The 9,963-nt window shown below is 66.5% G+C and carries 14 protein-coding genes and 1 pseudogene; 9 read left to right on the forward strand and 6 right to left on the reverse strand.

The genetic code is table 11. The features are described 5' to 3' along the window. Positions 1–22 precede the first annotated feature (22 nt). From KY497_RS12005 to KY497_RS12015, 3 genes are all read left to right on the forward strand, one after another. Complete coding sequence (locus KY497_RS12005) at positions 23–781, forward strand: universal stress protein (protein ID WP_219869133.1); 759 nt, start codon at positions 23–25, stop codon at positions 779–781. 64 nt (positions 782–845) lie between these two features. Then, positions 846–1,337 (forward strand): universal stress protein, encoded by a 492-nt coding sequence (locus KY497_RS12010; protein ID WP_219869134.1) that lies wholly within the window; start codon positions 846–848, stop codon positions 1,335–1,337. A 266-nt stretch (positions 1,338–1,603) separates the two neighbouring features. After that, positions 1,604–2,275, forward strand: a complete 672-nt coding sequence (locus KY497_RS12015) for a response regulator transcription factor (protein WP_219869135.1) — start codon at positions 1,604–1,606, stop codon at positions 2,273–2,275. Here KY497_RS12015 and KY497_RS12020 read toward each other — a convergent pair. Then, positions 2,269–2,793, reverse strand: coding sequence for a BON domain-containing protein (locus KY497_RS12020; protein WP_258185682.1), 525 nt, complete (start codon positions 2,791–2,793; stop codon positions 2,269–2,271). The genes KY497_RS12015 and KY497_RS12020 overlap by 7 nt on opposite strands. 117 nt (positions 2,794–2,910) lie before the next feature. On the opposite strand from KY497_RS12020, the gene istA reads away from it, so the two are divergent. The 3 genes from istA to KY497_RS16760 are packed head-to-tail and all read left to right on the forward strand — an operon-like array spanning position 2,911 to position 5,521. Beyond that, positions 2,911–4,587 (forward strand): IS21 family transposase, encoded by a 1,677-nt coding sequence (gene istA / locus KY497_RS12025; protein ID WP_219869136.1) that lies wholly within the window; start codon positions 2,911–2,913, stop codon positions 4,585–4,587. Then, complete coding sequence (gene istB, locus KY497_RS12030; protein WP_219869137.1) at positions 4,584–5,393, forward strand: IS21-like element helper ATPase IstB; 810 nt, start codon at positions 4,584–4,586, stop codon at positions 5,391–5,393. Before istA ends, istB begins: the two co-directional genes overlap by 4 nt. Continuing rightward, positions 5,390–5,521, forward strand: a complete 132-nt coding sequence (locus KY497_RS16760; RefSeq protein WP_258185987.1) for a hypothetical protein — start codon at positions 5,390–5,392, stop codon at positions 5,519–5,521. Before istB ends, KY497_RS16760 begins: the two co-directional genes overlap by 4 nt. Before the next feature lie 246 nt (positions 5,522–5,767). Here the strand turns inward: KY497_RS16760 and KY497_RS12035 are convergent, their stop codons facing one another. Beyond that, positions 5,768–6,232, reverse strand: coding sequence for a hypothetical protein (locus KY497_RS12035; RefSeq protein ID WP_219869138.1), 465 nt, complete (start codon positions 6,230–6,232; stop codon positions 5,768–5,770). A 172-nt stretch (positions 6,233–6,404) separates the two neighbouring features. Between KY497_RS12035 and KY497_RS12040 the strand changes: the two genes are divergently transcribed. Continuing rightward, entirely contained in the window at positions 6,405–6,629 is a 225-nt protein-coding gene (locus KY497_RS12040) for a hypothetical protein (protein ID WP_219869139.1), read from the forward strand. 61 nt (positions 6,630–6,690) lie between these two features. Here the strand turns inward: KY497_RS12040 and KY497_RS16965 are convergent, their stop codons facing one another. Further along, entirely contained in the window at positions 6,691–6,795 is a 105-nt protein-coding gene (locus KY497_RS16965) for a hypothetical protein (RefSeq protein WP_375140913.1), read from the reverse strand. A 210-nt stretch (positions 6,796–7,005) separates the two neighbouring features. Continuing rightward, a pseudogene (locus KY497_RS12050) lies at positions 7,006–7,323 on the reverse strand (phosphoketolase); the annotation flags it as partial. Between KY497_RS12050 and KY497_RS16765 the strand changes: the two are divergent. Together KY497_RS16765 and KY497_RS12055 are read left to right on the forward strand one after the other, a co-directional pair. Continuing rightward, positions 7,316–7,438: a hypothetical protein gene (locus KY497_RS16765; protein WP_258185988.1), complete on the forward strand. Its 123-nt coding sequence runs from the start codon at positions 7,316–7,318 to the stop codon at positions 7,436–7,438. The pseudogene KY497_RS12050 and the gene KY497_RS16765 sit on opposite strands and share 8 nt — an antisense overlap. Before the next feature lie 24 nt (positions 7,439–7,462). Further along, on the forward strand, positions 7,463–7,702 hold the full coding sequence (locus KY497_RS12055) for a S9 family peptidase (RefSeq protein WP_219869140.1): 240 nt from the start codon (positions 7,463–7,465) through the stop codon (positions 7,700–7,702). Positions 7,703–7,705: 3 nt separating this feature from the next. Here the strand turns inward: KY497_RS12055 and KY497_RS12060 are convergent, their stop codons facing one another. Both KY497_RS12060 and pyk read right to left on the reverse strand, forming a co-directional pair. Then, positions 7,706–8,392: a triacylglycerol lipase gene (locus KY497_RS12060; protein ID WP_174799572.1), complete on the reverse strand. Its 687-nt coding sequence runs from the start codon at positions 8,390–8,392 to the stop codon at positions 7,706–7,708. Between the two features lie 79 nt (positions 8,393–8,471). After that, positions 8,472–9,920: a pyruvate kinase gene (pyk, locus tag KY497_RS12065; RefSeq protein WP_141386735.1), complete on the reverse strand. Its 1,449-nt coding sequence runs from the start codon at positions 9,918–9,920 to the stop codon at positions 8,472–8,474. Positions 9,921–9,963: the final 43 nt, after the last annotated feature.

Below are 9,963 nucleotides of genomic sequence, written 5' to 3' on the forward strand. Positions count from 1 at the left end.
CACCGAGAGAGGAAGCGCACGAATGCCTGCACGATATGTCCTGGCGCTCAAGGGACGCGGTGGCGAGGAAACGGCGCATGCGTGGGCCGAGTCGCATGCTGCCGCGGCCGGCGTCCCAGTCGTCCGCGTGCATGTGTCGACCGGAGATGATGCGGATTTCGCGCACCCCGAACCGCGCAGGACGACGGACGTCGTACTCCCGAGGGGGCCCGTGCCGGAGCAGCTCGCCCGCTTCCTCCAGGATGATGACGCCCTGGTGATCAGCACCGGCAAGACGGGGTTCATCCACAGCCGTGTCTTCGGCACCATGAGTCTGCGCATCGCAGCGGTGGCGCGCTGCGCCGTCGTGGTCGTGCCGCACCTCGATCTGCGCTTCCGCTCAGGGGTCGTCGCCGGGGTGAAGGCCGATGACCTGCTCGATCCCGTCGTCCGCGCGGCATCCGACGAGGCCGCACGGCGCGGGGAGCCGCTGCAAGTCGTGCATTCCTCGTTCTCCGGGATCGTTCCGGCGCCCGTGGAGACGTCGGCATCCGCGCTGGAGCAGGCGGCCGCTCTCGTCCAACGGCTGCACCCTCGGGCCACGCTGCGAACGCGCGAGACCGTGCGGCCGCCGGCGGAAGCGCTGTTGGACGCCTCCCGGAATGCCGCACTCGTCGTCATCGGCGCAGGGCACGCGCATCGCAGCGAGCATTCCCTCGGACCTGTCGTCCAGGACGTCCTCGTCAACATCAACGCACCCGTCCTCATCGTGCCCGGCGATCGGGCCCACCACTCGGGATGAGCCGAGACCACACCGTGGGACGTTCGCCTCTGCGAGCCGCTCCCGCGGGGTGAATCCTGGACGGATGACAGACATCGTCGAGCCGCTCCCCATCGTCGTCGGCGTCGATGGCTCCGCCGCCTCCGTGGAGGCGTTGTCGTACGCGGCGCGCATCGCCGCTGCACTCGATGTCCCACTCGCGGCGGTGACCACCTGGACGTATCCGGTGATGCTCGATCCGTTCGATCCCGGCACCGAATGGTCTCCCAAGATGGATGCGCAACGGTGCCTCCTCGATGCCGTGCGTGCAGCGCTCCAGGGATCGCCTCCGGAGCATTTCTCGCAGTCGGTCGTTCCCGGCCGCGCCGCAGAGGTGCTCATCGAACAGAGCGACCGGGCGTCGATGCTCGTCGTCGGCAGTCGTGGACATGGGGGATTCGCCGGGCTGCTCCTCGGCTCCGTCAGTGCGGCGTGCGCGGCCCACGCCCGCTGTCCGGTGCTCGTCGTCCAGACACCGATGCCGCCCGCTGTCACATCCGAAGCCCCTCGGGCCTCCACTCCCCCTGGAAAGCGCTGATCGTCACGGTAGAGAGAAGAGAGAGGAACCGCACTGCCCCTGGAGCGCGGCCCCTGTCCCTTTTTCTCGGAGCGGCCCTCCCGATGCGGGCGACTCCCCCCCTCTTTTTCCCAGAAGGCGAGGATACGACGCGAAGGCCGCCCACGGTGGGTCTTTGGTCCCGTGACGAGTCCTGTTCCCGTCCGAGTCGCGAGCTGTACTGTGAGCTGCACGTCCGTACCCGCCTTGATGGCCGCCCCACCGCCCGACAACGAAGAAAGGGACGAATGCACCGAGTGTTCCTGGTCGACGATCACGAGATCGTGCGCCGCGGCATCGCCGGACTCCTCGACGCGCACCCCGATCTGACGGTGGTCGGGGAAGCATCGACCTATAACGAGGCGGTCATCCGGATCGCCGAGACGCTCCCGGACGTCGCCGTCCTGGACGTGCATCTCCCTGACGGCAGCGGTATCGATCTGTGCCGCCACATCCGCCAAGCCCATCCGAGCGTGCGATGCCTGATCCTGACCGCATTCGACGATGACGACGCGCTCGTCGCCGCCGTCATGGGCGATGCCTCCGGCTACCTGTTGAAGAGTCTGCACACCGATGAACTCGTGCGTGCCGTCTGCGCCGTGGCCGACGGAGAGTCGCTGCTGAATCCCTCGATGGTGCGCCGCATCACCCATCGCGTGCGCGACGCCCGCACAGAGGACCCTCGTTACGGATCGCTCAACCTGCGCGAGAAGCAGACGCTCGCGCTGATCGCCGAAGGGCTGACCAACGCTCAGATCGGCGACCGTCTCGGGCTCGCGGAGAAGACGGTGAAGAACTACGTCTCCTCCGTGCTCAGCAAGCTCGGGCTGGAGCGCCGGACGCAGGCGGCCGTGCTCGAAACGGAGCGGACGGCCGGAATCGGCTCTCCCGGTGCGCCGTCGGCGCCACCTCATCAATAAGGGCGGACGACGATGCGGTTGTCGACCTCGGTCACATGCGGAGAGGCCCAGGCCGCTTCCACAGCCTGATTCTTCTCCGCCCATGATCGGACGGTGCCGGTGAGCATGACCGAGGTGCCCGAGACCGCGACCTCGATCGTGTGCGCGTCGACGAGCGCGTTGCGCCTGATCGCGCCGCGGATGCATTCCTCTGCATCCGCCGCCGAGGGCCGGGCGGTGAGCGTGATCATGCTGTTCACGGTTCGCACACCTTTCAGATGCTGCACCGCGCGCTTCGCGGCGCGCCGCTCGTAGTCCCAGTCCACCTCCCCCATGAGGCTGACGTCGCCGCCCTCGATCACCGCCTTCACGCCGGGAGGGACGTCAGCGGCAGCGCGAAGAGCGTGCTCCACCTCCTCCGCGACGGCGGTGTCGGCCATGTGTTCGTCCGGCGACGACGGCAGGCCGAGGTGGTCGATGACGGCATTCACGCCGCGCACGCGCAGGGCGGTGGCGCTGGCAGGGTTAGTGGGACCCACCAGGGCGATCTAAGCGGGACCCACTTCGAGGGCGCCGGGGTGTTGCGGGCAATCTAAGCCGTACCCACCTGCACCCTGATCGCAACAGGTCCTCGGTTGCTGATGGTGGAGGTTTGGATGGAGTCTCGGGTGGAGTTGTTCGCGCGGATCCGCAGGGACGCGCGCGTGGAGGGCCTCTCGATCCGGGAGCTCGCCAGGAGGCACGGCGTGGGCAGGCCCACGGTGCGGCAAGCCCTTCTGCAGGCGGAGCCACCCCCACGGAAACCCCGCGTTCGGACAGCGCCTCGGCTGGACGCGTTCAAGGCCGCGATCGACGAGATGCTCCGCCAGGATCTGAATGCCCCCCGTAAACAACGGCACACCGCACGGCGGGTGTTCGCGCGGCTGGCTGATGAGCATGACGCGACGGAACTGTCGTACTCAACGGTCCGTGACTATGTCCGTCGCCGCCGGCCAGAGATCGATATCGAGGCGGGTCGGCTGCCGGAGGTGTTCGTCCCGCAGGAACACGCACCGGGCGCGGAAGCGGAGGTCGACTTCGGTGAGGTCTGGGTTGTCCTGGCGGGGGTGAAGACGAAGTGTCATATGTTCACGTTCCGGTTGTCGCATTCGGGGAAGGCGATCCACCGGGTCTATGCGACGCAGGCGCAGGAGGCGTTCTTGGAGGGTCACATTGACGCGTTCGAGGACATCGGCGGCGTCCCGACCCGTCACATCCGTTACGACAACCTCACCGACGCGGTCGTGAAAGTGATCTACGGGACGGGCCGGCAGCGCACCGAGAATCAGCGGTGGGTGCTGTTCCGTTCGCATTACGGGTTCGACGCGTTCTACTGCCACCCCGGGATTGAGGGTGCTCACGAGAAGGGCGGTGTTGAGGGGGAAGTCGGCCGGTTCCGGCGCACACACCTGTCTCCGATGCCGGTCGTCGATTCTCTCGCTGAGCTGAACGACCGGATACGGCGGTGGGATCTTGATGATGAGGATCGTCGGATCGGTGACCGGATCCGCACCGTCGCGCAGGACTTCGCCCGTGAACGAGAATTGCTGGCGCCCGTCACGGCCGAGCGGTTCGAGCCGGGGCTGTCGTTGACGCCGCGGGTGAGCAGGTCCAGCCTGGTCCGGGTGCGGATGGCATCGTATTCGGTCCCTGCCCGGTTCATTGGCCGCACCGTCCGGGTGTCGTTGCGCGCGTCGGAGGTGATCATCTTCGACGGGCGGGCTCAAATCGCCCGGCACACGCGGGTGGTGGCGTTGCATGGGCAGAGCGTGGATCTTGATCATTACCTCGAGGTTCTCCTGCACAAGCCCGGCGCCCTTCCCGGGTCCACCGCTCTCGCACACGCCCGCGCGACGGGGGTGTTCACTGGAGCGCATGAAGCGTTCTGGGCGGCAGCTCGTAAGACCGACGGCGATGCCGGCGGCACCCGGGCGCTCATCGACGTGCTTCTCTTGCATCGGTCGATGGCCGCTGAGGATGTCATCGGGGGGATCACCGCGGCGTTGACCGTGGGGGCGGTCACGGCTGATGTTGTTGCGGTGGAGGCGCGCCGCCACGAAACACTGGGTGGGTCTCGTTTGGGCCGTCATCCCGCCGACCCTCCGCGCGGGCATGAGCGACGTGTCGTCAGTCTGACCCAGCGCCGGCTAGCCGACCCGGCGGCGGTGATCGCCGGTCTCCCGCCGGATCGGCGGCCGTTGCCATCGGTTGCCGCGTACGACCAGCTGCTGCGCCTCCCGGAACGACCATCACCCGAGACCGCAGTTGCGATCCAGGAAGGGACAGCGTCATGACCACCACGACCAGCATCACCACCACCCTGCGGCGGCGTCGCGGGCTGACCGAGGAAGCAGCAGGCGCGGCCATCGATCAGGCCTGCCGAAGGCTCCGGCTCCCGACGATCCGGGCGGTCGTTGAGGAAGCCACCACCGCCGCGCAGAAAGAGCAGCTCAGCTACCAAGGGTTCCTCGCCGAGCTGCTCCTGGCCGAGTGTGATGACCGGGACCGGCGTTCCTCGGTCCGCCGGGTCAAAGCAGCCGGCTTCCCGCGGGATAAATGGCTCGGGGACTTCGATTTCGCGGCGAACCCGAACATCAACCCGGCGACCATCAACACTCTCGCCACCGGCGAATGGGTGCGTCGCGGGCAGCCGCTCTGCCTCATCGGCGACTCTGGCACCGGAAAGAGTCACCTCCTGATCGGGCTGGGCACCGCCGCAGCCGAAAAGGGGTTCCGGGTGAAATACACGCTCGCGACCCGGCTGGTGAACGAACTGGTCGAGGCGGCCGATGAGAAGAACCTGGCCCGCACGATCGCCCGCTACGGCCGGGTCGACCTGCTCATGATCGACGAACTCGGATACATGGAACTGGACCGCCGCGGTGCTGAGCTGCTGTTCCAAGTCCTCACCGAGAGGGAAGAGAACAACAGCATCGCGATCGCCTCGAACGAGTCCTTCTCCGGATGGACGAAGACCTTCACCGACCCCAGGCTCTGCGCAGCGATCGTTGACCGGCTCACCTTCAACGGCACCATCATCGAGACCGGCACCGACTCCTACCGACTCGCCCACACCCGCGCTCAACAACCCGCACTGTGACCCAGCCCTATATCGTCGCGCTCCTCAACCTCGCCTACTTCTTCGTGGAGTTCACGGTCGCGCTGATCATCGGGTCGGTGTCGCTGTTCGCGGACAGTGTCGACTTCCTCGAAGACGCCCCTCATTAAGTCGCCCGAGGGATTCGGGGTCGGTTGTCTTGGTCCTTCGCAAGCGCACGGACGGATCGGTGGTCGAAGCGCTACAGCAGGTAGTGGGTGACCTCGTGACGGCGCTCACTGAAAGTCCCCGCTTTCGCTCGAGGAATTCCTCACCCTGGATTGCTCCGGCGCATGAGGCGGGCCCCCTCGATGCTGATGGTCTTCGACCGAGACACCAGCCTTCAAGGGAGGCCGTTCGTGAAGAGGAGGGTGACGCTACTTTTCTTCCTCAACGGTCACGGTATAGCTCGCGTTGGCTGAGGTCACCTTGACGTAGTACTCGCCTGCGTCCTTCCGGAGGATGGTTTCACCTGCGCCCGCTTCTGAAATCATGACGTCAGGAATGCCGCCGTCCGTCATGAGGTCCGTTCCCTCAGTGAGAACGTAGACTGCGCCGACGATCATGCCCTGGCCGGAACTGTCAACGAAGTCGTACGTCACGCGAACCTTTCCACCGGTCAGAACAATCGTGTCCGACTGCTGATCTGCGTTACCTGTAATAGTCGCGACGGGCGTCCATGTCGGCTCAGCTGCGGGCTCAGGTGCCTGACTCTCGACCCGCTCGGTCTGCGTGTCAGCCGCGGCCGACCCGGCCGGCTCGGCCGGCGATGAGCAAGCGGCGAGCGATGCGATAAGTGTGAGCGTGGCTCCAGCCGCGGCAAGGGATCGGGCGAGTGACATATCTGGTCTCCTGGGGTCCTGGTAAAGCGCGACAGCGCCACCCGCCAGCCTACCAGCGAGGAACCGCGTCGGCTGCCACCGGGGCGAGCTGGGTCACCAGCGGCGGGCATCATCCGTGCCAACAGGGATTGCTGTCATTCGAGTTGGATGACCCGCCTCTGCCTGCAACGAAATGGTCGGCTCTGCTGTGGTTGCCGCGGGGCCAATAGCCGCCTGGCTATCCGCCCGCAACGACGCCCTCGCCAACCTCGCCATCATCCTCGTCGACATCCTCACGATCTGGTTCGCCCCCGGCTGGCTCGACATCATCGTCGGCGTCGGCATCGGCATCCTCAACGCCGACGCCGCCCGAGCCGTCTGGAAAGCCGCCCGCGCCAAGACCGACCCGACCCCATAATCCGCCCAGCAAAGAGCAAAGACGTCCTGGCGAAACAGCATCACCTAATGCAAGTGGGTCCTCACTGGACTGCCCTGGTGGGTTCGGCTTGAGTTGACATAGCCAGGGCGGCGTGTCGTGCCGCCAGGCGCTCGGTGTGGCTGTCGACTTCACCGGAGAGGGCCACTGTGCCGTCTTCGACCGCGACGCCGATCCCCGCGCTGTCGACATCGGGGGTTCACTCCAGTTCCTGCTGGACCGCTCGCTGGAGGTCTTCGTCATCGATGCGGGTGGTGGATGTCATGGTGCTACTCCTTCTGATCGTGGTGCTCGGGTTCGACGGAAGGCGCAGAGATCCCGCGGTCACCGCCGTTCGGGGTGGGGCGCTGTTCCAGGTCTACCCCGCGATCTCAGGCGCATCTTCGCCGTGCGCGCGCGTGTAGGTCCGCGCACGAAGCCGCGCATCCTGCATCTCCTGTCGCAGCACCGCGTGCGTGGAGGCGAGGCCGGGCACCCGGTCGATCACGTCGATCACGAGGTGGAACCGGTCCATGTCGTTCATCATGACCATGTCGAACGGTGTCGTCGTGGTGCCCTCCTCGATGTAGCCGCGCACATGGAGGTTGTCGTGTCCGTGCCGCCGATTCGTGAGGCGGTGGATGAGCCACGGGTAGCCGTGGTAGGCGAAGATCACAGGCCTGTCCTCGGTGAAGACGACCCCCGACATGGCCGCCCTGTGCCTGCTCACCCAGAACGCGCAGATTCACGCGATCGCCGACCCGCTCGTCGGTCGCTACGTGCGAAGCGACCCTGCGACGACAGAGCCCTGACAGACGATGCTCCAGGAGAACAGTGTGGGGAACAGCCCTCTCAGGGTGCCGGTCTTCGTCGGTCAGGGAGAAGCAGACGAGCTCGTGCTCCCGAGCGCGACCGAGGGCTACGTGAAGCTGCTCTGTACGCAGAGCACGGATGTCACCTTCCACCGCTATCCGGATGTCACCCACGGCCTCGCCGCCTACGCCGCGCTGCCGGAGCTGCTCCTGTGGCTCCCGACGCTCGGTGGAGGCCGCCCCGCTGCCGACGGCTGCGACTGAGCGCTACTCCGCCAGGACCGCGAGCTCTGCCAGAACCCGCGGGTGGGCGAGGATCCGGAAGTGTCCGCCCGTCTCGAGGCGGACGTTCTTGGCGCAGGCGAGCTCGCTCCCCTCCGGGATGTGTGGATCGAACCCCGCGTAAACCGAGACGATCCGCTCGTTCACGCTCAGCTGCCGTGCGAGACTCACGATCGACGGGGCTTCCGGAGAGAACTCCCGCAGAGTGCGTGACAGTATGCGGCGGGCGTAGCGAGATCCGCCGAACGGTGTCGCGACCGCGAGCATCGACCGCACCCGCGCTCCCGCCGGGCCGGTCATGACGAGTTTCCCTGCGAGGCCGCCCTTGCTGTGGGCGACGAGGATCACATCGGTGAGGTCATGCTCCTCGAGGAAGGCCGTCACATCGGCGGCCAGGTCTACCACCGGCTGCTGATTGCGGCGGAGCGCGTCGACGATGTGGACGGGGTGCCCGCGCCGATGCATCGCCACGACGAGCGGTTGCAGGAACCTCCAGGTCTCGTACACACCGGGGAGCACGACGATGTGGGCGGCGCGCCCGGATGCGAAGGAGGCCGGATCGGTGCGGTCGAACAGCGCACGCACCTGCCAGTACCCCGCGTAGACGTAGTCAGCGACCCACCACCCGGCGTTCCTCAGCACGCCGATGATGTGCTCCTCGGACGACGGCACGGCTCCATGAGTGAAAACTACCTGACGCATATGACAGAGGGGGCGGGACCGAAGTCCCGCCCCCTCTGGATGCTGTCCGTCAGACGCCGGCCTTGTAGATGGGGGCGGCACCGCGGATCGCATCGCCGACCTTGTGCACACGAAGGTCGTTCGTCGATCCGACGATTCCGGGAGGGGAACCGGAGATCACGACGACCTTGTCCCCTTCCTCGGCGAGACCGTTGCCGAGCAGGTACTCGTCGACCTGGTGATACATCAGGTCGGTGTGCTGCACCATGTCGACCAGCGTCGAGCGGATGCCCCACGTCAGCGCCATGCGGCGGCGGATACCCGGCTCCGGCGTGAAGGCAATCATCGGGATGCGCGAGCGCAGACGCGACAGGCGTCGTGCCGAGTCACCGGACTGCGTGAACACGCAGAGGAACTTCGCGTCGACGAACTCGGCGACCTCGAGAGCGGCGAGGGTGATCGCGCCACCCTGCGTGCGGGGCTTGGTCGTGAGGGGCGCGATGCGCTCCAGGCCGTGCTCCTCGGTCGACGCGATGATGCGAGCCATGGTCTCCACGACCACGACGGGGTAGTCGCCGACGCTCGTCTCACCGGAGAGCATGACGGCGTCTGCACCGTCGAGCACCGCATTCGCGACATCCGAGGTCTCGGCGCGCGTCGGAACGGGGCTGTGGATCATCGACTCGAGCATCTGCGTCGCGACGATGACCGGCTTGGCCATGCGACGTGCGATCTCGACCGCACGCTTCTGCACGATCGGCACGGCCTCGAGCGGAAGCTCGACGCCCAGGTCGCCACGGGCGACCATGATCGAGTCGAAGGCGTCGACGATCTCCTCGAGCGCGTCGACGGCCTGCGGCTTCTCGACCTTGGCGATGACGGGCACGCGGACGCCCTCTTCCGCCATGATCTCGTGCACACGGGTGACGTCGTCGGCGTTGCGGACGAACGACAGGGCGATCAGGTCGGCGCCGATGCGCAGACCCCAACGCAAGTCGTCCTCGTCCTTCTCGCTCAGCGCGGGGACGTTGACGGCGACGCCGGGCAGGTTGATGCCCTTGTTGTTCGAGACGGCCCCGGCGACGATCACCTTGGTAGTGACCGTGACACCGTCGGTCTCGACGACCTCGACGCGCACCTTGCCGTCGTCGATGAGGAGGAAGTCACCGGGCTTGACGTCCTGCGGGAGACCCTTGAAGGTCGTACCGCAGATGTCCTTGTTGCCGATGATGTCTTCGGTGGTGATCTTGAAGATGTCGCCCTTGGCGAGCTCGTAAGGGCCGTTCTCGAACTTGCCGAGACGGATCTTCGGCCCCTGGAGGTCGACGAGGATGGCGACCGGACGACCGGCGTCCTCTGCGGCACGACGCACGTTGGCGTAGTTGTTCTCGTGCACGGAGTAGTCACCGTGGCTGAGGTTCAGTCGAGCGACATCCACCCCCGCATCGATCAGTGCGCGCACCGTCTCATAGGTGGAGGTGGCGGGGCCCAGGGTGGCGACGATTTTCGCGCGTCTCAAAGATTTCTCCAGGGTAGAAGTGGGGGAAGGTAAATCCGGCGAC

This window comes from Microbacterium sp. PAMC22086 (assembly GCF_019443525.1).
Lineage (GTDB): Bacteria > Actinomycetota > Actinomycetes > Actinomycetales > Microbacteriaceae > Microbacterium > Microbacterium maritypicum.